The sequence below is a fragment of the Bradyrhizobium sp. CW1 genome, assembly GCF_023100665.1.
Classification (GTDB): domain Bacteria; phylum Pseudomonadota; class Alphaproteobacteria; order Rhizobiales; family Xanthobacteraceae; genus Bradyrhizobium; species Bradyrhizobium canariense_D.
In genome coordinates this window covers 161668-184921 of sequence record NZ_CP064685.1, presented here as the reverse complement: position 1 = coordinate 184921, position 23254 = coordinate 161668, and the positions used below count along the sequence as shown (strand labels likewise).

At 61.5% G+C, this 23254-nt stretch carries 23 protein-coding genes and 5 pseudogenes; 12 read left to right on the top strand and 16 right to left on the bottom strand.

Translation table 11 applies throughout. The annotated features are described in order from the left end of the window. Positions 1–259 precede the first annotated feature (259 nt). Complete coding sequence (locus IVB54_RS40525; protein WP_247300063.1) at positions 260–1048, top strand: polysaccharide deacetylase family protein; 789 nt, start codon at positions 260–262, stop codon at positions 1046–1048. A gap of 175 nt (positions 1049–1223) precedes the next feature. Here the strand turns inward: IVB54_RS40525 and IVB54_RS40520 are convergent, their stop codons facing one another. From IVB54_RS40520 to IVB54_RS40485, 8 genes are all read right to left on the bottom strand, one after another. Next, the gene (locus IVB54_RS40520) at positions 1224–1430 is read right to left on the bottom strand and encodes a cold-shock protein (RefSeq protein WP_026233366.1); all 207 of its coding nucleotides are present in this window, start codon (positions 1428–1430) and stop codon (positions 1224–1226) included. 323 nt (positions 1431–1753) lie between these two features. Further along, entirely contained in the window at positions 1754–3478 is a 1725-nt protein-coding gene (locus IVB54_RS40515) for a DUF3363 domain-containing protein (RefSeq protein WP_247478123.1), read from the bottom strand. A 240-nt stretch (positions 3479–3718) separates the two neighbouring features. Next, the gene (locus tag IVB54_RS40510) at positions 3719–4633 is read right to left on the bottom strand and encodes a lytic transglycosylase domain-containing protein (protein WP_247367885.1); all 915 of its coding nucleotides are present in this window, start codon (positions 4631–4633) and stop codon (positions 3719–3721) included. After that, a complete protein-coding gene (locus IVB54_RS40505) occupies positions 4630–5136 on the bottom strand; it encodes a S26 family signal peptidase (RefSeq protein WP_247367878.1) in 507 nt (168 codons plus the stop codon). Before IVB54_RS40505 ends, IVB54_RS40510 begins: the two co-directional genes overlap by 4 nt. After that, the gene (locus IVB54_RS40500) at positions 5136–5600 is read right to left on the bottom strand and encodes a DUF2840 domain-containing protein (RefSeq protein WP_247367877.1); all 465 of its coding nucleotides are present in this window, start codon (positions 5598–5600) and stop codon (positions 5136–5138) included. The genes IVB54_RS40505 and IVB54_RS40500 overlap by 1 nt, the downstream gene beginning before the upstream one ends. 454 nt (positions 5601–6054) lie before the next feature. Continuing rightward, positions 6055–6957, bottom strand: coding sequence for a replication initiator protein A (locus tag IVB54_RS40495; RefSeq protein ID WP_247777644.1), 903 nt, complete (start codon positions 6955–6957; stop codon positions 6055–6057). 3 nt (positions 6958–6960) lie between these two features. Next, the gene (locus IVB54_RS40490) at positions 6961–7239 is read right to left on the bottom strand and encodes a helix-turn-helix domain-containing protein (protein ID WP_018457391.1); all 279 of its coding nucleotides are present in this window, start codon (positions 7237–7239) and stop codon (positions 6961–6963) included. A gap of 382 nt (positions 7240–7621) precedes the next feature. Then, entirely contained in the window at positions 7622–8062 is a 441-nt protein-coding gene (locus IVB54_RS40485) for a DUF2285 domain-containing protein (protein ID WP_247777643.1), read from the bottom strand. Positions 8063–8273: 211 nt separating this feature from the next. On the opposite strand from IVB54_RS40485, the gene IVB54_RS40480 reads away from it, so the two are divergent. The 4 genes and pseudogenes from IVB54_RS40480 to IVB54_RS40465 all read left to right on the top strand — a co-directional run bounded on the left by IVB54_RS40480 (position 8274) and on the right by IVB54_RS40465 (position 11012). Then, positions 8274–8696, top strand: coding sequence for a transposase (locus tag IVB54_RS40480; RefSeq protein ID WP_247383198.1), 423 nt, complete (start codon positions 8274–8276; stop codon positions 8694–8696). Next, complete coding sequence (gene tnpB / locus IVB54_RS40475; protein ID WP_247383196.1) at positions 8693–9046, top strand: IS66 family insertion sequence element accessory protein TnpB; 354 nt, start codon at positions 8693–8695, stop codon at positions 9044–9046. Before IVB54_RS40480 ends, tnpB begins: the two co-directional genes overlap by 4 nt. Positions 9047–9115: 69 nt before the next feature. Beyond that, positions 9116–10705: an IS66 family transposase gene (locus IVB54_RS40470; RefSeq protein ID WP_247776553.1), complete on the top strand. Its 1590-nt coding sequence runs from the start codon at positions 9116–9118 to the stop codon at positions 10703–10705. 84 nt (positions 10706–10789) lie between these two features. Continuing rightward, positions 10790–11012: pseudogene (locus IVB54_RS40465) on the top strand (helix-turn-helix transcriptional regulator). A gap of 182 nt (positions 11013–11194) precedes the next feature. On the opposite strand, the pseudogene IVB54_RS40460 reads toward IVB54_RS40465, so the two are convergent. Then, positions 11195–11471 (bottom strand): annotated as a pseudogene (locus tag IVB54_RS40460) (DUF2285 domain-containing protein). A gap of 77 nt (positions 11472–11548) precedes the next feature. Here IVB54_RS40460 and IVB54_RS40455 point away from each other — a divergent pair. After that, a pseudogene (locus IVB54_RS40455) lies at positions 11549–11807 on the top strand (helix-turn-helix transcriptional regulator). A 515-nt stretch (positions 11808–12322) separates the two neighbouring features. Here IVB54_RS40455 and IVB54_RS40450 read toward each other — a convergent pair. The 6 genes and pseudogenes from IVB54_RS40450 to IVB54_RS40420 all read right to left on the bottom strand — a co-directional run bounded on the left by IVB54_RS40450 (position 12323) and on the right by IVB54_RS40420 (position 18786). Continuing rightward, a complete protein-coding gene (locus IVB54_RS40450) occupies positions 12323–12643 on the bottom strand; it encodes a DUF736 domain-containing protein (protein ID WP_018458991.1) in 321 nt (106 codons plus the stop codon). 1159 nt (positions 12644–13802) lie between these two features. Next, a complete protein-coding gene (locus IVB54_RS40440) occupies positions 13803–14726 on the bottom strand; it encodes a DUF2493 domain-containing protein (RefSeq protein WP_247299924.1) in 924 nt (307 codons plus the stop codon). Between the two features lie 330 nt (positions 14727–15056). Beyond that, positions 15057–16118, bottom strand: coding sequence for a toprim domain-containing protein (locus IVB54_RS40435; protein ID WP_247299923.1), 1062 nt, complete (start codon positions 16116–16118; stop codon positions 15057–15059). Between the two features lie 90 nt (positions 16119–16208). After that, positions 16209–16385 (bottom strand): annotated as a pseudogene (locus IVB54_RS40430) (DNA-binding protein); the annotation flags it as partial. 107 nt (positions 16386–16492) lie between these two features. Further along, a complete protein-coding gene (locus IVB54_RS40425) occupies positions 16493–17449 on the bottom strand; it encodes a zincin-like metallopeptidase domain-containing protein (RefSeq protein WP_247440625.1) in 957 nt (318 codons plus the stop codon). Positions 17450–18264: 815 nt separating this feature from the next. Further along, positions 18265–18786, bottom strand: coding sequence for a thermonuclease family protein (locus tag IVB54_RS40420; protein WP_247300134.1), 522 nt, complete (start codon positions 18784–18786; stop codon positions 18265–18267). Positions 18787–19292: 506 nt separating this feature from the next. Here IVB54_RS40420 and IVB54_RS40415 point away from each other — a divergent pair. Then, a complete protein-coding gene (locus IVB54_RS40415; RefSeq protein ID WP_247300132.1) occupies positions 19293–19559 on the top strand; it encodes a hypothetical protein in 267 nt (88 codons plus the stop codon). Between the two features lie 34 nt (positions 19560–19593). Here the strand turns inward: IVB54_RS40415 and IVB54_RS40410 are convergent, their stop codons facing one another. Next, entirely contained in the window at positions 19594–19779 is a 186-nt protein-coding gene (locus IVB54_RS40410; RefSeq protein ID WP_247338168.1) for a DUF3606 domain-containing protein, read from the bottom strand. 108 nt (positions 19780–19887) lie between these two features. Here IVB54_RS40410 and IVB54_RS40405 point away from each other — a divergent pair. The 5 genes and pseudogenes from IVB54_RS40405 to IVB54_RS40385 form a co-directional block, all read left to right on the top strand. Then, positions 19888–20427, top strand: a pseudogene (locus IVB54_RS40405) (DNA ligase); the annotation flags it as partial. A gap of 5 nt (positions 20428–20432) precedes the next feature. Continuing rightward, the gene (locus IVB54_RS40400; RefSeq protein WP_247777650.1) at positions 20433–20888 is read left to right on the top strand and encodes a hypothetical protein; all 456 of its coding nucleotides are present in this window, start codon (positions 20433–20435) and stop codon (positions 20886–20888) included. A 107-nt stretch (positions 20889–20995) separates the two neighbouring features. Then, on the top strand, positions 20996–21412 hold the full coding sequence (locus IVB54_RS40395) for a DUF6088 family protein (protein ID WP_247300127.1): 417 nt from the start codon (positions 20996–20998) through the stop codon (positions 21410–21412). Beyond that, positions 21402–22334, top strand: coding sequence for a nucleotidyl transferase AbiEii/AbiGii toxin family protein (locus IVB54_RS40390; protein WP_247368693.1), 933 nt, complete (start codon positions 21402–21404; stop codon positions 22332–22334). Before IVB54_RS40395 ends, IVB54_RS40390 begins: the two co-directional genes overlap by 11 nt. A 1-nt stretch (position 22335) precedes the next feature. After that, on the top strand, positions 22336–23145 hold the full coding sequence (locus tag IVB54_RS40385) for a hypothetical protein (protein ID WP_247368691.1): 810 nt from the start codon (positions 22336–22338) through the stop codon (positions 23143–23145). Positions 23146–23254: the final 109 nt, after the last annotated feature.

Genomic DNA, 23254 nt, shown 5'->3' with positions numbered 1-23254 from the left:
AGATTGCCCTCCTGGAGCGCTCAAACGCTGGAGGGACGGACGACCTTCGATCCTCGCGAAGTGTCGCTGAATGGGTCCCGGAGTTCTGACGATCGCGCAATAGATAAGCTCACCCGCCGCCAAGCTGCCCTTTCCCAAGAGCCACCTGAATCGCATGAGGTTATGGTGTTTCGGCAATGCTGCTGGCTCAGGTAAGGGTGGAGGTGTGGCGCATTCAAAGACGCGCCTGCTCAGATTGACGACGCCGCTTGCTGGTGCTGTGACCCTGCTACTTGCCGGGATAGTCGTGACAGACGCGGCCGACTGCCCACGGCAGGATGTGCTCGGCACCTCCCGCGTCCTCGAGGTCGACGCAAAGGCCCACGCGCGCGTTGGATTGAACAGCTTTCGGGAAACGCTCCCTTTGGCTGACCATGAGGTCGTCCTCACCTTTGACGACGGGCCGCGGCCGCCGAGCACGCAAAAGGTACTGGCGGCGCTCGCCAAGGAATGCGTACGGGCCACGTTCTTTCTGGTCGGCAAGTCCTCCGCGAAGTCTCCAGAGCTCGTTCGCCGAATTGCTGCCGAGGGCCACACCATCGCACACCACAGCTGGTCGCATACGATGATGTCGAAGATGACCTTCGAACAGGCCAAGAAGGATATTGATCGTGGAATTGCCGCCGATGAGACGGCGCTCAAGGGCGCCTCCGCCCAAAGCCCGCCATCGCGCTTTTTCCGGTTTCCGTATTTCGACTCGAGCCCAGCGATGCTCGAATTCTTGCGTTCGCGCGGGATGGTCGTGTTTGGAGCTGACCTTTCGGCGGGCGACTGGGAGAACCTAACCCCAGAACAAGAACTAAAGACAGTTACCGAGCGGCTGGAGGTCGCAAGCAAGGGCATCATTCTCCTGCACGATGCCCAGGCCCGAACGGCCGCAATGATGCCGGCGTTCTTGCGCTATCTGCACGAGAATGGCTATCGCATCGTGCATCTGGTGCCGGCTGGCCCGATCGAGAGCAACGCTGAAGTCACCCCAGCGGCAAGCCGCAGCAGTTCGCGGAAATGACAGCGGGTAGATTGGGTCAATCTAACCAACTGGTTCTCACGGTGCGCCCGGGTCCAGATCGATGCCATGGCACGGCCGTATCGCCCACTAGCGACGCTATCTTCTTGGCGAGATCGGTCCCTTTTCAGGAGGGATTCCGATCCAACCGTTGCCGCCGCCGTCGGCGATATCGGCCTTATCCGATCCGGAGATTCTCGGCTGATACTTTGCCGGAACCACCAGCCTTGGCCTCGAAGCTGATCCGAGCGCCTTCTGCCAAGCCGGTGTATCCGGCCTTTTCAACGGCGCTGATGTGCACAAAGACGTCGGGGCCGCCGTCATCCGGCTTGATGAAACCGTAGCCCTTGGTCGTGTTGAACCACTTTACAGTACCGATCGTCACCGTCACTTCTCCTAAATGAACACATGCCATCTAGCGAAAACTCGCACCTGCATCAAGATATCCAGGAGGAGACAGTTGCTCGGAACCGGGCACGCAGAATGGTCGAACCAGCGAGAGGTTCGCGAGCTGAGAGAACCCCGTCTCGCCGCTATGCGGCGAATGTCCCGGCCCCCCAAGACCCGCTGGGGCGTGGTTGCAGTGAGCGCGACTACAGCGAACTTCTTCTGGCGACAAAAGGACAGCGGGCTTCGCTTGTACGTGGGCGAGCGCAGCCGCAGCTAGCGCCGCAGTCGTGGATCGCAGCCCAGCGGAGAAACTGCCAGTCAAAGTGACAGGCCCCGTTTGCGGCCCCAGGACCAATCGACATTGCCTGGACCTGCGATCCCGCTCACCTGTTTGCCCAGTTCCCGCTCTAGTGAAGGAGCCCAAGGCACGAGCTGAAAGCCGAGCCCATTATCAATCATGGCAAAGCGCCCCGAGGCGAGGGAAAGCCGCTGTCGGTATGTCCCCGAAACCTGTTCACCTGATCGAGCAGGCAGATGCGTAAGCCCCGTCTCCTCCGCGAGGCGCCGGCCGGCGCGATCGAGCTCGCGACTTTGCAAGGTCTCGATCAGATTGCGGCCAAGCCGCACCTTGTCGCCGTGCCGCTGTGCAAGCCCGTACTCTGCCAGCACATCAATCCGCTGTTCCAGGGCTGCCCGGACCTCTGCGCCAAAACCGGCGCGCGAGAACTCAGCAGGCTCGCGCGCCACAAGCTGCCGGTCGAGCCATGTGGCACCTTCCGCGGTGACCTGCTTTTCGAGGACGAGTTCCGATCTTACCGCGAGTGCGATGCGTGTCCGTCCCCTCGCATCCTCAAAGCGGCGGAGCTCCACGACGCCTCCAATCGGCCCGTCGCCAGCCGCCTCGATATCGGGGAGTTTGAGGTGATGGACGCGCCCGTCTATGCCGTCGACAATGGCAAAGGCATTGCCCCTCAATTCGTCGTCGTGTCCGCGGGCGACGAGACGGCCAATGATCGGTTGACCGTGATGCTCGCCTTCGAGCGCAAAGGAGGACGGTGAGCGTGCGATACCATCCTTGGCAATCGCCTTGTGCAGCCGCTTGATGATGTCGCCGCGCTCGCCAAGCGCTCTCAGGCGTGGCTCGGCGTCTTCGGCCAAGACCCAGCGAGCGGGCCCTGCCGGCTCTGCCACACCCAGGCGCTCCAGCATCCGCATCCGCCCGATCCGAATGTCTCGTAACGGGTCCCGGGCACCATCCCGTTCCGGCCTTAAATCGATGACCCCATCGGCCAATGCCGCTTGCCGCGCGAGCACCCGGTCGAGCCTGGTCCAGCGCTCGGCGCTCACCTCGGCTTCCAGCGCTTCGCGGATCTGGAGCTCGGATCGGGGACCCAATTCGCGGGTGACGAGATCGCCGGCTCGGGCCCGCAAGCCGTTTGCGATGTAGTCGCGACTGATGACGAGGTCTTTTCCATCATCGGCGCGGCCGCGCACGAGAATATGAATGTGCGGGTGTTCCGTATTCCAGTGATCGACCGCGACCCATTCGAGGCGCGTTCCAAGGTCGCGTGAGGCCTGATCCATGAGCTCACGGGTGAAGCTGCGCAGGCTGGTGAGCTCGCCTGCATCATCGGGCGAAACGATGAAGCGGAAATGATGCCGGTCACCCTCGCAGCGTTCGGCGAAGCCGCGGCCGTCTGCTTCATCTCCGAGAGCATCAAAGAGCTTGCTTGGCGCCCCGTCCCGGGTGACGCCGTCACGCTGCAGATAACCAAGATGGGCCCGCAGCGCCCCGGGCGTGCGCATTTGGCGAACCACCCGCGCCTTGACCATGGCGCCGCGAGACCGGTTGCTGAGCAGTTTGGACGCTGCAAGGCTCGCGGCCCGCCCACGTCCGAAGTTTGTTCCACGACGATAGCCGCGTGACAGACCGCCGGCCTTCTGCGCGGCTCTGAGGGCCTGCGCCAGAAACGGCTTTGCCCCCGGCGCTCGCGTAGAGCGAATGCGGCCAGGGCGGATTCGGAAGTCGTCCTTACCGGCCATGGTTTGCCGGCAGAGTGCAAAAAGCTGAGCCGCGGCTGCAATTTGGCAAAACTGAAAATGTGCGCTCAAGATTCGCAAGTTGCATTGGATGATTGAAACTAAAGCCAGATTTCTCACAACCGACCGGCCGCACCTTGCGGCTTTTATCCTGCCATCCCCGGTCCGCTCCTTCCGCCCGCGTCCTCATCACTCTCCAAAATGCGAGAACTTGCGATGGCATGCGAGGAGATGCGATTATCGTCATTGAGACTTCGATTCGTCCGATCGCGGCACGAACAGACCACTCGCATGGGGCACAAGTCCAGTTGTGTTGGGGGTCAGCGTGTCTTTCGATGAAGGCGTTTCATGCAGAGCGGATACCGAGCTCCGTTCGCTCGACCAGGGATGAAATCGCGGAACAAACGGCGCGGCCTGCTTCCAATCTGTGCTGGGAACGGGGACCGAAGTATCGCGCCAGCGCTGTATGATGCCGGTCAATGGCTCGAGTTTGTTCAGGTAGGCCAGGGTTTCTTCAGGCAGCGCGCGCCCCGTCGTCAGATGCTTCGCGTAGCGCTGGGGGCCTGCGTTGTAGGCGGCGAGAAATCCGTCCGAGCCGAACCGGTCCAGCATCTCTCGCAGGTAGGCGGCCCCTGCGAAAATGTTGTCATGGGGGTCAAAGGGGTCGATGCCTAGATTGTAGCGGGCGCTCAGGTCGACCCACGTCCCTGGCATGATCTGCATCAAGCCCAGGGCACCTCGAGATGACACGGCCTGCGCTTTGCCACTGCTTTCGACCTGGATCACGGCACAAACCAATTGCACGGGAACTGCAAACCGGCGGGACGCCTCGGCAATGAAGGCCGCATATGGGACGAATTTGCCAAGGCACGTTGAGGGCGGAGCAGGCGCCTGCAATTCGGATTGGGCTCGACAGCTCGACGGCAATTCGACAGCTGCCAAAGCTGCCAGGAATGCCGCGATGATACGGAAGGATGGACGGCATGCCCGCATCGCCTCGAGCGCAACCTGGGAGCAGTCAGCGTGCGGCCTTTGCAGCTGATCATCATCTGCGCGCCCGCATCTGCTGACGAGCTTGGCCGGAAAGGAGCAAAGGGATTGTGGTCCGCGGGAGCATGATGAAGCTGCAACCCGATGAAGCGAGGCAAGCATGGTCATTCCTCCTTCGTCCACACTGGCAAAGCTTGGCCGATGACGGCGGAGGCCGCGATCGGCCCGAAATAGCGGCCGTCAAAAGAGTCGGCGGATTGCCAGTTCATCAGAAAGATTTGATTGTCCAGCAGGACGCGGCATCCCTGCCAGGCGGGCAAAGGCCGCCCACGGCCATCACGCTCGCGGGCCTCGCCCATCTCGATGCCGTCGACGAGGATAGTGAGTTCTCGTCTGCAGACGGTGTGCCCAGGGAGCGCCAAGACCCGCTTGAGCATGGGAATGCCGAGCGGCAGATAGCCGTTCAAATCAAGGAAGGACGCAAGCGGGTCAGGCGGGCGAACGGCTACGAGCGAGGTGACACGGAGACGCTCCACCGCCTGCAAGCGGTAAAGACCGATCGGCACGCTGTGCGAAGCGTTCCAAACATACCATGGCGCTGTGCCCCGGTCGGCGGAGAGCGCAAGAGCCGTGCCCCCGCACATTGCAAGAATTGTTATGAGCTGGCCCATCAGAGTGTCACCCTTTGGCGCCGGAGCCACGCCTGGTGGCGCGCACGGGTGTAGCTTCGCGGAGTCTCATTCACCGAAAGGCGGTTGTGCGCGTGGTGCCAGTAGTCGGGCGCCGCGTCGGCGGGATCGATGCCGAGTGCTTCCACCGCCTCGATCAGTTGCAGGACACGTTCGACCTTCGGCCAACCGGACAATCTCAGCAGGCTCTCGCCGCCCGGACTGATCCAAGGCACGGTCGAGTAGCGCTGCCCTGGCGCGGACGCGCGCAGAATATCGATGCGTGACAGTACGGTTCCGAAGTCATTGGAGCTCCAGCGTACGAACGCAAAAATGCTCCCAGGCGCAAATGAAAGAACACGCCGGTGATGGCCGATGATCGTTTCCGATATAGGCCGGCCGAACCGAATGCGGTTTTCGATGCGTTTCTCGAGCCACAGGAGCTCAACCGTCGTGAGATCATTCATATTGAAATTCCATATCGCAAGACGGCGGGCGCGGTGCTGAGACGTGGCGATCTGAAATCCAGGACGAGGAGGCGTGATAGGCAGACGACAAGTGGGGCAAAGCACGACTGCTTCGCGCTCACGGCCGCGTCAGAACGCCAAGCGAGCCTGAAGACGAGACAACGCTCCTGCAGGTCCAGGACTGCGAAGGCCCATTTCCACGAACCAAGACGCAGCTCAGCCGCTCTCGTGCGGAGGTTGGCGTACGTGGGCTCACTGGACAGCCAGGACCGGCTCTGCAGGGACGTGGACTGGGGGTCCGTTAGAAGGAATCCGAAGGATTCCTGGTTAGGAAAGTTAGAGGAAGCGGAAGCTCCTCTGTGGCAACGGCTTTTCCGCGATAGCGGTCCCTGATCGCACGCGTTTTCGGTCCCGGATGGCACGGTGGCGCTGGTCCCTGATAGCACGGCGGGATTCACAGGTTTTCCCCCGAGCTGGAGATAAGCCCGCGCTTGCGCAGCCGGTGGGTAAGCGGGTCGACCGCAGTGGGAGCGAAGTTCAGCCGTTCCGTCCCATTTGGGTCGTGCGAGATGACCAGTTCATATCCCGGCAATCTCTGCTGTCGAACGATCTGGCGCAGGTCGTATGCGAAGTGCTTGAGTGGCGATAGGCAGCCCGATTTGGCGTGGAGGTGCACAAGATCAAAGCTCCAGCCGCCCTTTTGGCGACCGCCGTGCTTGCGCACGAGGCGATAAAGCCAGCGCTCCAGTCCACCAGTCAGATCGAAATATGCGCGGTCGATCGTCAGCACGAGCGCTTCGTTCAGAACACCCGTGTAGAACCAGTCTGGCAGGATCAGCTCGAGCCCGCGGGCGCGGCCGTGCATATCCGCGGTCTCTTTCCATTCATTGATCCACGAGAACCGATGCTGCCGGCGCTCCGTCGGCTGGCGAATGGATGTCATCACGGTGGTCGATTGCAAGCGGTCGAGCGCAGCCTTGAGGCGATCGTAGTCGCGCACGCTTGTGCCGCGTCCAACGAAAGTCAGGATCTCGTAAGGGGTGGCGGCCATCAACCGCGATGTCTTCAAACCTGCATCACGCGCCTGGATAATTTGCGAGGCGGCCCAGATCAGCACGTCCGCATCCCAGATGGTCGCCATGCCATGTTCCGGCACGGCTTCGACACGGATTTTGATTGTCCCGGCCCCGAAATCGATGGGAACGGTCCGCTTTGACTTCGCCAGCGAAAAGAACGGATAAGCCATTAGGTCTTGCGCGTCGCGCGGCGCGAGATCACCGGGAAGAGCGCGAAACAGATCGAGCTGCTCCCGTTCTGAGTTGCGCCGCCAGCGCGCAAAGGAGTTGCTGTCCGGCATGGGTCAGCGCCGCTCCTTGCCTGCGTAGGCGATGGGCGCGTGCCGCTTGGCGGGCAAGACCGTGCCAACCCCGGGATCGCTGGTCGACGTTTTGGCGCCGCGGTCCACCCATGCTTTCAGGTCTTCGAGCGCGTAGACGACGCGGCCGCCTAGCTTGCGGTAGGTCGGACCTGTGCCATAGGTGCGATGCTTTTCGAGGGTGCGGCCGGAGAGGCCAAGAAAGCGTGCCGCTTCTGGTGTGCGAAGATAGCGCTGCGGCGTGCCGGCGTTCGGGTCGGGCATCGGATCGCTCCCGTGATGTCATGGAGCGCGACGGAGTTTGATCGCGCGTCGACGGACATCATGGAGGAGCGAACGCACGTGAGGGGATGCCGAACATTGTTAGGACGATTTCGGCACCCCTCCTTTTGGTTTCGCGTTGCGATCGGCAAAAGAGGACTGCAGGCTTTGGTAGTCAGCAATCGGCCGACGATTCTGCTGCGCAGCCAGGGACGTCTCAGCTGTTGGGCGTGGTGCGGGAAAGTTCGACGCGCTCCGATGCGCCGCAGGCGATCGGCACGCATGAGGCGTAAGATCCGACCGCGGGCCGCCCGCCGGTGCAGTCAGCGGGAGGGCGAGAGGCGCCAAACCTGACCTGGTTGCATCAGTTGTACGCTATCCAGATCTATTTCTTGCGGGATCTCGATCGAAACAATGCACGGTAGCCGGTACGCACGATGAAGCGACCGGCTTTGACCAGGCGAATGGTACGGCTGCGCAGGTCGTGGGTCTTCCAGCCGCGGTCGATGAGCCGCCTTTTGCCGAACATCACCTCGGCGATCGTTCGATAGGATGCGCCATCCTCATGCCCATCCCGCGCTCGCAGAGCCAGGCCGAGCCTTTTCCGCTGCTGGGCCGAAAGCCGATGAAAGGCAGATCCCGGCGGGCGGCCGTTCAGCGCTCGCCATAAGCGATGTGCGGCGTGGGCGCGCGCGACGAAATTCTCGTCAAGCGGCAATTCGGTGGCATATCCGGTACCGAGGTGCGGGGCCTCTCTGAGCCATAATCGATGCTGCGCGCCCTGGACCAGCAAGAGGGCATGCCAGCCGTCCGGTGCTTGCCTCATGGTGGCCGACGTAAGGTCAGCAAGCGGAAGTACTACGTCCGAACCTTGAGAGCCGGACGCGCTCCGAACGATCGGCACCACCGTTGGCATCGCCTCGGGCGCCCAGAAGATGGTCTGCTCGTAGAAAGACCGTAAGCGCGAAGCCGATACCCTTGCTTCAGAATTCGAATGAACGTGCGAAAGAAGCCTCCGGCTTGGACGGAGGTTTGGGATGGGATTGGACAGCAAAAAGGACGTCCATTTGGACGGCTCAACGAGGGGGTCGGTGAGCCGGCTGGAGGTTCTTGAAGGACCATCGGGGCGCCGCGTACGTTCGGAAGCCGAGAGAGCTCGGATCGTCGCCGAGAGTCTGTTACCCGGTGCCCAGGTGTCCGAGGTGGCGCGCAAGCACGGAGCGACGCGCTGGCAGATCTACGATTGGCGGCGGCGGTTTCGACAGCGAGGCATGTTGCCGCCGCGCGAGGCATCGCAGCCGACATTCGCGCCGCTGGTCGTGGAAGGTGCGTTGGAGGAGCGTCAGGTTCCGGCGATCAAGCTCGAGATCGCGATCGGCGATGTCGTGCTGCGGACGGACACAGCCATAGATGGCGAGCAGCTGTCCCGTGTGATCCGCGCGATGCGAGCGTCACGATGATCGCGGCCGGTGCCGATCTGAAGATTTACATCGCGACGCGGCCGATCGACTTCCGCTGTGGCCACGATGGGCTTGCGGCGAAGGTGCAGGAGATGCTTCGTCTCGACCCGTTCAGCGGCGCAGCCTTCGTGTTCCGATCGAAACGAGCGGACCGGATCAAGATTTTGGTCTGGGATCGAACGGGTCTGGTGTTGGTGCACAAGCGTCTTGAAGGTTGCAAGTTCGTTTGGCCAACGATCGCAGACGGCGTGATGCGAATGTCGCCCGCGATGTTCGCTGCCTTGTTCGAAGGGCTGGATTGGAGGTTGGTCCGCCCGGAAGAAGCGCGGCGTCCCCAGGCGGCTGGATAACTGCGGCAGAATGACTCGGAAGCTATTTTGAATGTGGCACGCGCGGCGGCGATGTGCTCGAAATAGCGCATGAGCATCGCGGCGCTGCGCGACGAAAATGAACAATTGAAAGCGCTTTTGGCGCAAACGCAGGCGGCCTTGAGCGAACATCAGGCGGCGCTGGCGACGTCGGAAGAGGCGCGGCGTCGGTTGGAGGTCATTCTCGGCGAATTGCGACGCGAGAAGTTCGGCGCGACGTCCGAGAAGCTGCGGCCAGATCAGTATCACTTGCCGCTGGAAGACGTGGAGATCGCGCAAGGCATCCTGGACGCGGCGCAGGAGAGAGCCGAGGCTGTGATCAAGGGCCGATCGCGGAGCGCGCCGGATCAAGGTTCTCATCGCAATCGCGGCTGCCTGCCTGCCCATTTGCCGCGGGTGGAACGGATCATCGAGCCTGCGAGTACGCTTTGCCCGTGCGGTTGCGGCGCCATGACGAAGATCGGCGAGGACGTCAGCCAGCGCCTCGACGTGATCCCGGCGCAATGGCGCGTGCTGATCACACGCCGCCCAAAATACATCTGTCGCCGCTGCTCCGGCCCCGTCGTGCAGGCGCACGCACCGGAGCACGTCGTGCCCGGCGGGCTGCCGACCGAAGCGGCCATCGCGCATGTGATCGTCTCCAAATTTGGCGACCATACGCCATTTTACCGTCAGGCCGAGATCTATGCGCGCCAGGGCATCCGACTTGATCGGGCGACACTGGGCAACTGGTCCGGCCGCGCCTGCTTCCATCTTCAGCCCATCGCCGACCACATGCGCCACCACCTGGCCATGGCGGATCGGCTGTTCATGGACGAGACCAAGGCGCCGGTACTCGATCCCGGGCGCGGCCAAACGAAGAAAGGCTACTTCTGGGCGATTGCCTCAGACGACCGCGGCCACAGCGGCCCAAGTCCGCCGATCGTGCTGTTCCGATATGCCCCCAGTCGCAGCGGTGCCTTCGCTGAGCAGTTCCTGGATGGCTTTGGCGGACGCTTCCTGCAATGCGATGCCTATGACGGTTATGATCGACTGACCGAAGTCGCTCGACTGCAAGGGCCTTGGACGCTCGTGCATTGCTGGAGCCACTTGCGCCGACGCTTCGTCAAATTGGCCCGCAATAGCAAATCGCCGATCGCCGAGGCCGCCATTCGGCACATCGCACAGCTTTACGCCATTGAAGCCATGGTGCGCGGTGCATCGCCGGACATCCGGCTCGCCGCACGAAAGGAGCATTCGTTGGCTCTCGTCGCCGCTTTGAAAATGTGGTTCGAGAAGCAGCTGTCGATGATCTCCAGCGGTTCGACGCTCGCCGAGGACATCCGCTACGCGCTCAATCACTGGCAAGGTCTGACCCGCTTCCTCGAAGACGGGCGCCTCGAGCTCGACACGAACCCTGTCGAGAACGCCATCCGGCCAGTCTGCCTGACCAGAAAAAATGCGCTCTTCGCCGGTCATGAGGTCGGAGCCGAAAACTGGGCCTTGCTCGCCTCGATCGTCGCCACCTGCAAGCTCAACGACGTCAACCCGGCCGCCTACATCGCCGAAACACTCGAGACGATCATCGACGGCCATCCCCATAGCCGCATCGAAGACCTCATGCCGTGGCGATTCCGCAAAACGTCAAGCCAGCCTCAATAGGGTTGCGGCTAAGCGCTTACGAAAGACCCTTGCGGGTCATGGGTGAAAGCAGCGCCAAATACGCGAATGCTTCCTATCCTGCGGATGGACATCCGCAAGCTTTTTGGAGCAAACACGCGTCGATTTCGGTTAGACCTGCGCCTGACCCAAGAGGCGGTGGCAGAGCGCATGGGTGTCGACCGCGCGTTCATCAATGGAGAGAGGGTTGCAAAACGTGACCCTGCTTACGATCTGGCAAGTCTCGCAGGCTCTGGAAGTTCGACCCGCCCAACTGGTCGAGGAGAAGGCGAGCAAAATTCGTGCGTGATTGTGCGCTCGACCGCATCTACTCCGGGCTGAACTCTCCAAGCGCGATTGACTCGATAGCCGGTCAATAAGGGCTGTGGGAGTGCCAAGTTGCCGTGGAAGCGATCACCAAGTGATGCTCAAGAAGATCCATGATGGTCGGAGAGAATTGACTTCTCAACTCGGATGGCCAAATCCTGCTATCTACCTGCGCCACCGCGCAACCAGATGACGGTAGCCGTGATCTGCCAGCCATCTAGCGCGCCTCAAATAGCTCTCGAATGCAGTTTGCGCCCGCATCGATTCTCGGTCCGGATCAAATGTGCAGCACGATTCGGGCCACTTCCTTCCAGTCGGCGCCATCTGCCGCGGCGTCGAGAAGGCGCCAGTACGTCACCAGATGCTCCTCATCATAGGATGTGAGCGCTGGATCTGTGGGGGCGCAGGCGGCGACATGCGGCTCAAGGGGCGGTGTTTGCATGGTAAATCTCGCAAGAATGACAATAGACGTGCGCAGGCACGGTTCCTCAGTTCAATGTGAAGAAGCAACTTGCGCCGATGGATATGCGCAAGTTGGTGGGTCGGAATTTTTTAAAACTGCGGAAGCAGAAAGGCTTCACGCAGGAGAAATTCTCAGAGGCGTCCGGCTTCACGCAACAATATATCAGCGGATTGGAACAAGGTCGGCGCAACCGTGGTGACGCTGTTCGAACTCGCAACCACACTGGGTGTTAGCCACGTGAATCTTGTCTTACCGGACCAGGAGTTCTCCAGGAGCTTCCTAAAGCACCGAAGAGGAAAAAAGATTGACCAGTAGAGCATCGTACCGCGGCGAGACGTTCCCCTGCCGCCTGCAAGAAGCCTCGCACGAGCGGTTCGACGAGGTTTTTGTTCGAGCTCTGCTTGCCGGTTTTATGCGGTCGGACCTAAGGAGGGTGTAGCCTCCTGCCCTTACAATCCATCCGGCAATGCTCAAGCGTGAGTGAAGGGCTTCAAGATGATGGTCAAAACGGGACCGCGTAGACGCCGAACTTGCCATTCCGATTGTGCCTCCGCCCGATTAGACGCCCGATGCAAGGTCAGCAAAGCGTTAGCGCTGCAGCGGTGACTTATGAGGTTGAGGCGCTCGGTCCCCGGGCTCCGCAAAGCCCCTCGCTGCCCCAAGAGCAAGCTGTCTACGATACCGGCATTGACCAGACCAAAATAGATATCGGTACCCACGAGAGGTGATGTGAGAACCGCTCCAATGGAACAGCAGCGTGATCATCTTGCCGCCTTAGGCTGGAAAAGAAGCCCCGCCCGATCAACTCAGGCGGGGCTTTGGACCGAGCCTCACTCCCCGTTCTTGCGCGGGCGCGACCACAGGAGCGTGTAGCCCTCTCCGCCTTCGTCATCGAACAGGTTCGCGTAGATCGGCGCGTTGAACGACGGGTCGTCAAGCTTGAGCGAGAGGTAATCGCGGCCCTCCTCGGAGCGCTTGGACCAGGCTGCCCCGATCTCCGCCCGGCCCACATAGATGCGGTGGCTGGGAGCGTTATCGTTGGAGCGGTTGGTCTCGGCGACGATGCGGACGCCCCTGGCCTGCAAACTCAGGGTGACGATCTCGCCCTGGAAATCGTTGCCGACTTTCTTGAAAGAACCGATGTTAGCCATGTCACTTCTCCTGTTGTGTTTCGAGCCCGCGACCACCGCGGCCTCGATGGCGATCTAAAGGCCGAAGACGATCGGCGACGCACCCGCTAGCAGGCCGGAGCGCAGCGGAGGACGCCGTTGGAGCGACTTTCTTGTCTCGCGAGGAATGGGCGCAAGCCCAGGGGAAGAAAGTCGCATCAACGGCGTTGCGGCTCAGACGATCGAGGCGCAGCCGCTCTTGGGCCAGATCGAGCCATCAAGGAGGCCACGTGCGTCCGCGCGCTGAACCGCAATCCTAAGGAGATGAGTGGCAAATTTCGGTTGTTCTGAGCAAGAGGTCGGGACGGGCCGGCGCAGAAGGAGAAACAATCTGCCGCAAAGGGCGGTATCGTCTCCCGCAGGAATGATCGAGCGCGGTGCGCCCCACGCAGCTATGCGAGCCAGACAGAGATTGGTGGGCCTTGCATAAAGGCTTCAAAGGGAGACGCGGTTGCCTTTCGCTCGAGCTCGACGCCGTCTCGTTCAACCTGGTCTCTGTGCGAGCTTGCTCGACCTGATGACGACGCAGCCTCATCGCTCGAGCGTGGCGGCTGGAAGAATTGGTCGAGGTGTATTCTCCACCACCCCGGCCGAGTGAGACGGTGGGGGGCCTCGCGAAGCGGTCAAACGCGCCCATGCCGTGCCGCCGATGCAAAGCGCACCTACGCAAGCGAAGGCCTCCCGCCAGCTCGGCGAACGCACCCCGATCTGGGACAGGGCAAACACCACATGGTAGCCGGCGATTGCCGCGGGACCGCGAAGACGGTTGCGACCGGGACGCGCAAGGTCAAGGACCGATTAACCGCGAGAGTGAGCTGACCAGCGGCAAGCGTCAGCGCGCCAGAAGCAATTCCGATAAGCAGTGCGCCGAAGAGGCCCGCGCCATCGCGAAAATGCCGATATTCCGACACTGAGCGCGACGAAAAACGGCAAGGCATAGACCGCCAGCGCAAGGATCAGCCAGCAGAACAAACCGATGCCGAGCGTGTTGAGGGCAAGCCCAAGGGCGAGCATGGCGGTGGCTCCAATGCATAGACGTATTGGTCGCGCCTCCACCACCACCGCGGCGCGGCTTCGGACCTAAAATCGAAACGAGGCGGAGTTGCGGCGTGCAACGCCACCTTGGCGTCTTCGACGGCGCTCATGCGCCGCCGAACTTCCAAACGGGAATACCGAGCCGCTTCGCCTTGTCAGCGAGATTGTCCTGAATTCCCGTGCCCGGGAAATGCATGACGCCGATCGGCAGGAGTTCGAGCACGGCGTCGTTGCGCTTGAACGGCGCCGACTTGGCGTGTTTCGTCCAGTCCGGCTTGAAAGCGATCTGTGGGACCTTGCGATTGGTCGCCCATTTGGAGGCGATCAGTTCGGCGCCCTTGGGAGAGCCGCCATGCAGGAGGACCATGTCCGGGTGCTTGGCATGAACCTTGTCGAGGCGATCCCAGATGAGGTTGTGGTCATTGAAGTCGAGCCCGCCGGTGAGTGCGATTTTCGGCCCGGGTGGCAACAAGACCTCGGTTTCGGCGCGGCGTTTGGCGGCAATGAAGTCGCGGGAGTCGATCATCGCTGCGGTGAACGTGCGGTGGTTGACCAATGATCCCGATCGCGGGCGCCAGGATGCGCCGGTGTTGACCTCAAATTGTTCGATGGCCTGGTCACGGAAGAGTTCCAGGCAGTTGCGGCGTTCGATCAGCGTGACGCCTTCGGCGGTCAGGCGCTCGAGTTCGACCGATCGCACCTCGGACCCGTTCTGCTCGCGTTGGCTCTTGTGCTGCGCTTGTTCGTTGTTATCGAGCTGCCTTTCGACGCGCTCGACGGCACGATGGAACAGGTTGACGGTCGACCAGAGCAGATCGTCAAGGTCCGGCTCAAGCCGGGTGTCGCTCAAGGTCGCGACCAGGGCGTCGAAGATATCGGCGACGGCGCCGCCAACCATCTTGCCCTCTGGGAGTGGTCTTGGATCGGGCTGGTCGTCGAAGGGGTGATAGCCGAAGAGCTGGAGTTCGGTGATGACTTGGTCGGTCGGAGAAGAGTTGTGCAGCGGTTCGACGTCGTCATGGTCGGTCATGGGAAGAGGTCCTTTGCTGGATCGGCCGCGACTATCGCCGCCTTCGTGGCGATCCTCTGACGGCGGCCGAAGCGTGCCAGAACCCGAAAGGGCCGAAGCGGCAGCGGAGGATGGCGGAGGCCGGCTATTTTGCTTCGCGATGCAAAGCGCGCGGCGAACCCAATGATGTGTCTTCACATCACTGGCGCGCGGCGGAAAATAGCCGGCCGTAGCCATTGCCGGCGCGCTCCGCCTGCCGTCCGATCGCTCTCTAGAAGGCCGAGGTCGCGTCCTCTTCCGGTATTGGCCTCGCCTATGACTGGCCGATCGACGTCGATCAAGGACCGGAAGCTATTCCGCGGGTACAGTCGAGGGATGCAGGAAGCGAACGACGTCCTCTGGCACGAGCTGGAGCTGCAACGCTGCTTGGAGAGCATGGACACCGAAGACATGCAGATCTTCGTTGAAGTCGCCCAGCCGGGGCGACAGCGTGACCGCTTCAATGCCGGCGTCCGCTGCGCGCTGGCTGAGGGTCGCCTGCACCGCATCGCCAGCGGCATCGACATCGCGGGCGATGTAGAGCCGGCGCAGCCCGGTCGGAAGAACCATGGCGGAGAGATGATTGGCCGAGAGCGCAGCCAGCATTGGCATGATCGGCAACACGTAACGTAGCGACAGCATGGTTTCGATTCCCTCGCCGGCAGCGAGCACGTCGTCCACCACGCCGAAGCGAACCGCGTTCCCCAGGAGATCGCCCATCGCGCGTCGCGGCGTATCGATCGGAGCTTTGCCCAGCCGAATGCGATCAAAGCCGTCAGGGTCGAGCCAGGTGCGATGCACGCCAGTGATCCTGCCTTCGAGATCCGTGACGCAGGCGATCATCGCCGGCCAGGTCTCGGCTGGCAGGTGTTCGTCGGGCCGATAATAGCAGCGCGGATGGAAACGCAGGCTGCCACCATGGTGCAGGTGGGCGATCCCGCGACGCTGCAAATATGTCTCGGCCAGCGTCCCCTCGATCGGTTGCGATCTCATAAAGAGTCGTCTTGCCGCGTCTTGCGATCCGGCCGGTCCTAAGGGACGAACGGGTTTCGGGACGAGTTCCGGTTCAGTACGAGCCAGCCTCAGAAAGCGCCTCGCCTCCTCTGCGACCTCCCGGAAATCGCGCAAGCCGCAGGTTTCACGGATGACGTCGAGGAGATCGCCATGTTCCCCGGTTGCGGCGTCAGTCCATTTTCCGGCGGAGCCTTTCCGTGAGTCCTGGAGCCGCACGAACAGTGAGCGCCCTGGGGCGTTGTGGACATCGCCGACCAGCCAGTACCGCCCCTCCCTCTTTCCATTGGAGAGATAGTGTCGGCACACCGCCTCGGCCTCGCGCGCGAGGCGGCGTGCTAACTCGCAAGGCTTGCTGAACATCAGGCGGCCTCCCGCTCACTGATGCGCGTGATCGGATAGGGGTCGAGCACTTTCGACAGGACCTCCACACCGCTCGCAACCGTACGCACGAACAACCGCCCGCACGTTGAGACTTTGCAGGAGCGTACGCTGCGCGATACTTTCGGCGAGTTGCTCGATGGAAATGCCCGCCGTCACATGCCGGACGTTGGACTGGCTCAGCACCAGCTTGTTGAACGGAATATCACGCGAGGGCGACAAGGTGATCTTTTCGACAGCCTTCGTCATGTCGATTCTCCACGACGGGCGGCCGAGAGCCTCTCTCTCGACCTCCAACCCGTCGCGGAAAACGACCCGCCCTCTCACTCTCGTGCCCGCGGTGACCCGGTGGAGTCTCACGCCGCTTCCTGGTCCGCTTTTTCCGCCTTCATGTCGGCAGCGGGTGCTGGCAAGAATCCAAGGAGATAGTCCGCGACCTTGCTGGCCTGTGAAGCGGCCCGGACAATTGCACGATTGTCCTCGCGCAGTACGTCAAGCCACGAACCGATATAATCGGCGTGCCGCACCGTTGGCACGATACCGAGCGACGCGCAACCGAACGCGGAGGCAATTTCCGCGACCAACTCCTCGAAGGCATACTTCTTGGTACCAAAGCTGCCCGACATGTCGCGGTTGAGACGTGACGGATGGCCGCTGGCATGCGCCAGCTCATGCAAGGCCGTTCGATGCCAGTTGATCGGCTCGAAATAAGCTTGCGGTGGCGGCACCTGCACATAATCTTCTGTCGGCGCATAAAAGGCGCGGTTGCCGCCGGTGCGGAAGTCGATGCGAGTCGCCTTGATGAGCTTTTCGACCTGCGGCTCGATCAGGTCTGGCGGCGGAGGCGGCGCTGTTGTTGCGATCTCCGGAGGCAAGCCCTCGCATTGATCGATGTTGAAAAGTGTGAAGCGCTTGAGGAACGGAATGGTCTGCGCTTCCTCACCGTTCTCGCTCGCGCGGCGCTGTTCGTCGACCGGCACAAAGCGGTCGGCATAGACGACGGTCGTGCCGCGCTCGCCCTTGCGAACGTGACCACCGAGCGATAGCGCCTGGCGGAATGTGAGCCAGCTCTGACCTGTGAATGCGCGTTCGGTGGCAGCCCCCCAGAGAATTAGTATGTTAACGCCGCTGTATTGGCGGCCGGTCGCAGCACTCTTCGGCATGGCCAAAGGCGCCCTCGCCGCCGCGGTGCCCCAAGGCTGCACCCACGGCACACGGCCGGCCTCCAGTTCGGCGATGATCTTGTTGGTGATGTCGTCATAAAGGCTCGTCCGGTCCTCACCGGTGCGCGCCCGAGGATGATGTCTGGACATCGCGGATCTCCGCGACGGGTGCCGCGAGCCTCTCTCGCAGCCTGTAACCCGTCACGGCAAAACCGCGCGACACTCTTACTCTCAGCCTCTCATTCAGAATGCGACATTTGCGACCCGGTCCGCCTTCCGTCCCAAGTTTTCAGGACTAGATACTGAGATGCCTGGGGCCCCAGGCCCGACCGGGCGTGCGCCAAGAGCGCATCGCCTCGACGGGAAATGGCACCCGGAGAGCGTGAGCATAGCGACCCGAAGGGGCACGCGGGTCCGAGTGCAGCGACGAGACCGGTTCAATAGTGGCACCCGGGAACGGGGCAGTGATAGCGATCGCCGCAGGCGGGCCCCTTTCCCGAGTGCCCCCGGCGAGGAGCTCCGCAGCTCTTGCGCGAGGGATCGAAGCCGGACGGCCGAGACGCAAAGCGGCTCGGTTCAACGAGAGCCCGATGCGGCGGAAGCCGCACGCGCACAAGCGGAAGAACTCCACCAGGGCTTAAGTCGGAGGACCTAGATTTCCTCGCGCGCATTGGTGTGCGCGTCATAGATCCTGATCTGAAGCATGGGAAAACGCTTCTTTAGTTCTTCCACCTGCCCTGGCGCCGCCTCTGGCTGCAAATTCGGCTTTGAGCCGGCCGTCCACTTCAAGCGCGCAACCAGAGGCCGGCAATTCACCGGTGGCTGCAACCATTTCATTCCCGTTGTGCAGTGAGGGGATTGGAAATGATGGGTAGAGTGAGCAGCCCAAACGGCGCCAGAGCCACCTGCCCAAGTGTCGTGATTGGCTAACGCCCGTTCTGGATTGGTGCCCCGCAGGGATCGCATCAAGGATGGGCATTTGCATCGTCCGAACAGGCAGACGGCCTTCCACTTGCGCGGATGCATGCACGATAGAGCCACGGCTCGACGTAGCTGCCCTTCCAAAGTCCTCGGCCCGCGCGCTCAGCCTCGCGCTGAGCTTCGTGATACCTGCCCTTCGAGTATTGGGGCCAATCCAGCGCAAGACCGTTGCGTACAAGCCAACCACCGAGATCCTTGCCTGCGACCGAGCAGGTCGCGACCGTGCGGCCATACGGGTCGAGGCTGACTGGAACACAATTGACGGCACTGCGGCCAATGAAGGCATCAAGGTCGTTCGCGGCCTGAGCACCACACCGATATTGCAGACTGTCGTCGCCACGGCACAGCTGGCTGCTCTCCGGTGCATCGATGCCCCAGAGCCGGATGCGCACTCCATGTATTTCCAATGTGTCGCCGTCGATAACACTGGCCTGGCCGACAAAATCGTCGGCCAATGCTACGCTCGACAAAACGGCGATAATCAATGCGACAGAGGTTCGACGCATTCCAATGACCTTCTAGCTACCGCAAATCTCGTGGATCGGATTTCGGCCAGTTCGCGAGTGGCTTCAGCGCCGGCAGGTTCTCGGGCGGCTCAGGATAGTGAAACTCCGTGCGGCGCCGCCAGTGTCCCTCGGAGCGAGCCCAGAGCAGAATTGCGTCCATCAGCCAAGTGAATTCGTAAACCTTTCAGACGCCGTCATTCTTTATAACTTCGCCGGTCGCGTTGGATGCCCGCTGTTCAGCCGGCGAAGCGCGTAAATTTCGTCCCAGCGCGCCCCTTTCGGAGGACGCAAGGCGCTGCAGCGCCCTTTACCAGACGAGGGGCTGAACGTCGTCATGCGCGATGCGGACAAGGAAGGACAAGATTGCGGCGTGGCTGGTTTTGCACAGGGCGGCGGAACACGTGGAAAAGCACCTGCCCCAACGATTTGGAATCCCTGCTCTGTGTTAGCAGCCCGGAACGAACCGAGGGCTGCAAGGATCCGTCCCTCGCGGAGGAGCGATCTTGATGCTGATGACCAAGGAGAGGCGGACGGCGATCCGCACGGTACGGGGGTGGGCGATAGCCGTGCTGCAGGAGGCAGGCGCGATCCGCGAGTGTGCGTACCATGGCTGGATGCAGGACCGCGCAGATCCGCACGCCCGTGAGCAGGCGTTCCAAATCGCCCGCCAGGATCCGCCACCGGGCCTTTCGCCCGAGGCGGCCGCCGGGGCTGTGACCGAGGTCCTGGACTCGATCGGCGATACCTGCCCCGAATGCCCGACCGAGGTCTAGGCACGCGCTGAACGATCGACGCCAGCAAAGGTGACTAACGCCCGAGACGCTTCTCGACGCGCTTGCGGCTGTTGCCGACCTTTTTGACAGCCTTTTTGACCGCTGATGCCGACCGCCCGGTCTTCTTGGACTCGTACCCCACCTCATACTTTTGCCCGCGGGCCACACGGGCTCGGTCCTGCTTGCGCCCGCGTGCTGTTTTCTTCTTCGCTGTCGCCATCGGCTCCTCCTGATGGATTGATGATGAAGCAACGCAGTAAAGGATTCACGGGTTCCGGAACGATTCGAACTATGTCAGTTTGAATCAGCTGTTGCGTGGAGTGCTTCAGTGGCGTTTCAGCGTAAAAAAGCGGCCGGCATCGGCGTCAAGGCGCCGTTGCCCGGCTTCATCGAACCGGCCTTGGCAACCTCGATCGAGAGGGTGCCGTCCGGCAGGCGATGGATTCACGAAATCAAGTTTGACGGCTACCGGGTCCAGGTCCACCTGGCCAGCGAGGTGGCCAAGATCTTTACCCGGCGCGGCCACGACTGGACTCACCGCTTCAAGAAGGTCGCCCACGACGCCTGGCGCATCAGGGCGAGCTCGGCCCTCATCGACGGCGAGATCGTCGTCCCCGCCGCCGACGGCACGACCGATTTCTCGGTGCTGCAGACCGAGAAGGGTAGGTCGGCCAAGATCGTGCTGGTGGCGTTCGATCTGCTCTATCTGAATGGCCGCGATCTTCGGAAGCTGCCGCTGATCCAGAGGAAAGCCGAGCTACGGAAGATCGTCGATGGCACGGACGTCCAGTTCAGCGAAAGCTTCGAGATCGAGGGACGCGAGATGTTCGCACACGCCTGCAAGCTCGGCCTGGAAGGTGTCGTCTCGAACCCATGCGCGTCCGCGGCATCTTGCGCGTCACGCGTGTAACCGTTCGCGCTGACGAGAATGCCTTGCTGTATGGGAATGCCGACGTCGTTCAAAATCCCGACGAAGTTGTCAACCGCCGATGTCTTGAGGGCTGTGGCTTCGTTCTTACATCCGAGCGCGATTTGAACTTTGTAGCCCGCGACCCTGGACGTGATCAGAACGTCAATTTCTCTCTTCCGCTTCGTTTTGCTTCGCAGAACGGGCAGCTTCCTTCGTTTCTCCACGCGAACGCCTGGCACCTGGTGCATCATCGCAACCAGGTCTTCGAGGATGTTTCCCTTCATCTTGTCGGACATCGCTTGGCCGCCCCACCCGATAATCTTTCTTTTCGCCTCCGCCAGTGTACGCCGAGTCGCTGGCTTCGCTCTGCTCAGCCGATGCCGCAGGCGCTGGACGGGATCGAGCGGGTAAATGACTGATCTAAGTCATTGATATTCATTATATTATTGAATCTATTGCACTATTTGTTGAATGACGTCGGGTTTTTGCCTATATTCAATGTCGGGTTTTTGCAAGGAGGACCAATATGCCTCGCAAGCACACATTGCGCGAAAAGATAGAACAGCGGATCGCCCGCAAGAAGGGCGAGGACGTGTTCCTAACGCGTGAATTCAAGACGCTCGGCGGCGAGGATCAGGTCCTGCGCGTCTTGCGCAAGCTCGTGGACGATGGCCGCTTGGTGCGGCTCGGCTATGGCGTCTACGGGCGTGCGACCGTTTCGAGCCTCAGCGGCAAGCCGATGCTCTATAGCCGTGACGGCTTCGCCGGCGTGGCACGTCAGGCGCTCGACAAGCTAGGCGTCAAATGGGAGCCGACCGAAGCCCAACGTGCGTATAATGAGGGCCGCTCGACGCAGGTCCCCGTGAACCCGGTGGTGCGGGTCAAAGGTCGCTTCTCACGTCATCTACGTTACCGCAACGCGGAGCTGGTTCTTGAGCGATAACCCAACCCTCGAACAGCTGCTCGAAGTCCAGGAGTATTTTGGGCTCCCGGGCCCCACGCTTGTCGAGAAGGATTGGTATGTCGTCAAGGCGTTGGCCGCCATCGCTGCAGTCGATACCGGCGATTTCCGCCTCGTGTTCGGCGGCGGCACGGCGCTAAGCCGCGCCTACAAGCTGACCAAGCGTATGTCGGAAGATGTCGACCTTAAGATCGTCCGCGATAAGGCTCCGACGCGCGGCGAGCTTCGCAAGTTGCGCAAAACAATTACCGATGCGCTGCTGGGCGCGGGCTTTGTCTTCGATCCTGAGAACAAAGACCACCGCGTCACGATGTACGAAGGGCGTTACACCAAATACCAGTTGCCTTACAAAGCCCTCGCCGAGGGCAAGGGCATCTTGCGGCCCAATGTCCAGATTGAAACCTCGGTATGGCCGCTGCGGCGCGAGACCGTGGACAAGTCCGTGATCTCCTTCATCGCAGAAGCCTACGGCCGCGATCCGGAATTACCGAAGATCGCCTGTTCATCCGTTCTGGAAACCGCCGCGGAGAAATTCGTGGCCTTGACATGGCGTGCAGGCTCGGAGCTGGAGGGCCTGCGTGAGGAGCGCGACCCAACGCTGGTCCGGCATATCTATGATATTCACATGATCCGCGACGAATACGATGTGAAGGAGGCCGCCACGCTGGCCCATGAAGTGATGCTCGCAGATGCCGCCACACGCGGCGACAGTTTCCCGGCATGGAAGAACGATCCGCTGGGCGAGACGCTGCGTGCGATCGAGGGCATTCCCAACGACAAGGTCTTCGTGGACGACTTTGCTAATTTCCAGCGTGACATGGTCTATGGCGACAAGCCGGATTTCAGCGTGGCGATGGGCACCTTGAACACGCTGGCGGATCATCTCAAGAAGGTTCCGGCCTGACATGACTGCCGTTCCCTTCACGCGGCCGACGGTCATTTCCGCCGTCGCATTCCTGACCAAGATGTACCAAGCGCCGTTCAACCACATGGTTCTGCGCCTCGGCCTTGAAAACGAGATCACCTCCGACACAGCGATCAGCGTCGCGAAGAAAGCGGGCCTTCTGGGCCGCATTGTCGTGCAACGCCCAGCCGATCCCGTCGAAACGCTGGAAGGCACGCTCGCGCTGGCGGAAGCGGTTATTCGCGAGGCCGTCCAGCTCATGCACCCTGAGCCGGTGAATGATTTGGAGACCGACTTGGCGCGCGGCCTGGCGCGGGACGGGTACGTCGTTGCATTCGATGAGCGAGAACGCCCGGCGCTACGTGCGGCGTTGCCGGAAGAACTCGGCCTATCGGTGGTGGACAATGAAGTGCATGAACTCCTCAAGCAGTTCGGCTTCACGGAACCGCTTGGCCATCTGAGTCAGGGCATCGAGGCGCATGCGCGGGGCGATTGGGCAGCGGCAAACGCTCAGTTTCGTACGTTCCTTGAAGGGCTGTTTGACGCGATTGCCTTTCACGAAGGTGCGGATCGATCGGCACAACCAACATCGGAGAACCGACGCGCGTGGCTGGCGAATATTGGCTATCTCTCCGAAACCCGCAACGAATGGACGCAAGACGGCAAGAACTACATCAACGGCCTGTTCAAGATGCTTCATACGGACGGCTCGCATCCCGGCCTGTCGGATGAAGATCACAGCACCTTCCGGCTTCACATCGTGCTGGTGACCGCGCGGACCTTTCTGCGCCGTTTGCGCTACAATCAGTAAGTTGGCCGGAACGCGTAAGGCGATGCCGGCAACCTAGGATTCTTTCATGGTGCCGAACCTGGATACGACCACTTGGACGCCTGTATGCTCGTTTGAGGGGTCGGATATC

Bases quoted from the DNA above. Each gene is read 5' to 3' on its own strand.
- IVB54_RS40515 (WP_247478123.1), bottom strand. From the start codon at position 3,478: ATGGCCGGTAAGGACGACTTCCGAATCCGCCCTGGCCGCATTCGCTCT.
- IVB54_RS40510 (WP_247367885.1), bottom strand. From the start codon at position 4,633: ATGACCATGCTTGCCTCGCTTCATCGGGTTGCAGCTTCATCATGCTCC.
- IVB54_RS40505 (WP_247367878.1), bottom strand. From the start codon at position 5,136: ATGGGCCAGCTCATAACAATTCTTGCAATGTGCGGGGGCACGGCTCTT.
- IVB54_RS40500 (WP_247367877.1), bottom strand. From the start codon at position 5,600: ATGAATGATCTCACGACGGTTGAGCTCCTGTGGCTCGAGAAACGCATC.
- IVB54_RS40495 (WP_247777644.1), bottom strand. From the start codon at position 6,957: ATGCCGGACAGCAACTCCTTTGCGCGCTGGCGGCGCAACTCAGAACGG.
- IVB54_RS40490 (WP_018457391.1), bottom strand. From the start codon at position 7,239: ATGCCCGACCCGAACGCCGGCACGCCGCAGCGCTATCTTCGCACACCA.
- IVB54_RS40485 (WP_247777643.1), bottom strand. From the start codon at position 8,062: ATGAGGCAAGCACCGGACGGCTGGCATGCCCTCTTGCTGGTCCAGGGC.
- IVB54_RS40480 (WP_247383198.1), top strand. From the start codon at position 8,274: ATGGGATTGGACAGCAAAAAGGACGTCCATTTGGACGGCTCAACGAGG.
- tnpB (WP_247383196.1), top strand. From the start codon at position 8,693: ATGATCGCGGCCGGTGCCGATCTGAAGATTTACATCGCGACGCGGCCG.
- IVB54_RS40470 (WP_247776553.1), top strand. From the start codon at position 9,116: ATGAGCATCGCGGCGCTGCGCGACGAAAATGAACAATTGAAAGCGCTT.
- IVB54_RS40450 (WP_018458991.1), bottom strand. From the start codon at position 12,643: ATGGCTAACATCGGTTCTTTCAAGAAAGTCGGCAACGATTTCCAGGGC.
- IVB54_RS40440 (WP_247299924.1), bottom strand. From the start codon at position 14,726: ATGACCGACCATGACGACGTCGAACCGCTGCACAACTCTTCTCCGACC.
- IVB54_RS40435 (WP_247299923.1), bottom strand. From the start codon at position 16,118: ATGTTCAGCAAGCCTTGCGAGTTAGCACGCCGCCTCGCGCGCGAGGCC.
- IVB54_RS40425 (WP_247440625.1), bottom strand. From the start codon at position 17,449: ATGTCCAGACATCATCCTCGGGCGCGCACCGGTGAGGACCGGACGAGC.
- IVB54_RS40420 (WP_247300134.1), bottom strand. From the start codon at position 18,786: ATGCGTCGAACCTCTGTCGCATTGATTATCGCCGTTTTGTCGAGCGTA.
- IVB54_RS40415 (WP_247300132.1), top strand. From the start codon at position 19,293: ATGCTGATGACCAAGGAGAGGCGGACGGCGATCCGCACGGTACGGGGG.
- IVB54_RS40410 (WP_247338168.1), bottom strand. From the start codon at position 19,779: ATGGCGACAGCGAAGAAGAAAACAGCACGCGGGCGCAAGCAGGACCGA.
- IVB54_RS40400 (WP_247777650.1), top strand. From the start codon at position 20,433: ATGCGCGTCCGCGGCATCTTGCGCGTCACGCGTGTAACCGTTCGCGCT.
- IVB54_RS40395 (WP_247300127.1), top strand. From the start codon at position 20,996: ATGCCTCGCAAGCACACATTGCGCGAAAAGATAGAACAGCGGATCGCC.
- IVB54_RS40385 (WP_247368691.1), top strand. From the start codon at position 22,336: ATGACTGCCGTTCCCTTCACGCGGCCGACGGTCATTTCCGCCGTCGCA.